This is a genomic window from Kitasatospora sp. MBT63 (assembly GCF_000710465.2).
GTDB lineage: Bacteria > Actinomycetota > Actinomycetes > Streptomycetales > Streptomycetaceae > Kitasatospora.
The window spans coordinates 31,168-32,284 of record NZ_JAIZ01000678.1 but is presented as its reverse complement, the minus strand read 5'-3'; the positions used below and the strand labels follow the sequence as shown (position 1 = coordinate 32,284).

The 1,117-nt window shown below is 75.3% G+C and carries 1 protein-coding gene; it reads left to right on the top strand.

The genetic code is table 11. The annotated features are described in order from the left end of the window. Positions 1-239: 239 nt before the first annotated feature. On the top strand, positions 240-1,117 hold an 878-nt coding region (gene eccB / locus AA75_RS35740; protein ID WP_033824554.1), incomplete at its 3' end, for a type VII secretion protein EccB.

Genomic DNA, 1,117 nt, shown 5'->3' with positions numbered 1-1,117 from the left:
AACCGTCGGCGGGGCGGGTCGGGCTGCGGGGCGTCGCCGGTGGCGGAGCCGGAACGGAAGGCACTCATCGCCGGGTTCTACGGCCCCCGGCCGCCCCAGGGTTCACCGGGCCCGCCCGGGCCGGTGCCTTCGGGCCCGGTGAACCGTGCGGCGCCCACGGCCCGTGACACAGGAGAGGACGTGCAGGACGCGCGTCCGGTGAAGCCGAGAACGCGCCCCGTGAGCCGGGAAGGAACCGGATGCAGTCCCGTCGTGACCAGGTGCAGGCGCACATGTTCGTGCTCAGCAGGATGGCCTCGGGCATGCTGCGCGCGGAACCCGACGCGCCGGACACCCCCAACGGGCGGACCGTCCGGGGCACCATGACGGGGCTGGCACTGGCGGTGCTGGCCGGACTGGGAATCGCCGTGTACGGCATGATCAGCCCCGGGGGCAACGACAGTTGGGCCACACCCGGCACCCTCGTGGTGGTCGATGAGACCGGTGCCCGCTACCTCTACGTCGGTGGACAGTTGCACCCGGTGCTGAACGACGCCAGTGCCCGACTGGTGGCCGGCGACCGGATGGCGGTGCGTCAGGTCAGCCGGAGCTCGCTCGCGGACGCCCCGCGCGGCGCGCCGATCGGAATCGTCGGCGCCCCCGACGGCCTGCCGCAGGCGGCCGACCTGGCGGGGGGCGTCTGGCTGGTCTGCGGCACCGCCCGGCCGGGCCCGTCCGGCACGCCGGTTCCCCGGCTGGGCCTCGTGGTGGACCCTTCCGCCGAGGGGCGGGTCCTGACCAGGGACCAGGGGCTGCTGGTCTCCCTGCCGGACGGTTCCGTGCATCTGCTCTGGCAGGGCCAGCAGTTGCGGGTCGACACCGGGAACCAGGCACTGCAGGCGCTCGGCTACGGGGGATCGACCCCCCTGCCCGTCCGGCCCGGCCTGCTGGACGCGTTGCCCGCCGGGCCGGACCTCGCCGCACCGCCCGTCCCGGGACGGGGCGAGGCGGGGCCCACGCTGGGCGGGAAGCCGACCAGGGTCGGCCAGCTCTTCGACGGGCCCGGCGGCGCGCACTACCTGCTCACCCGGGGCGGTCTCGTGCCGCTCACCCCGACTCTGTACGGGCTGGTGCTCGG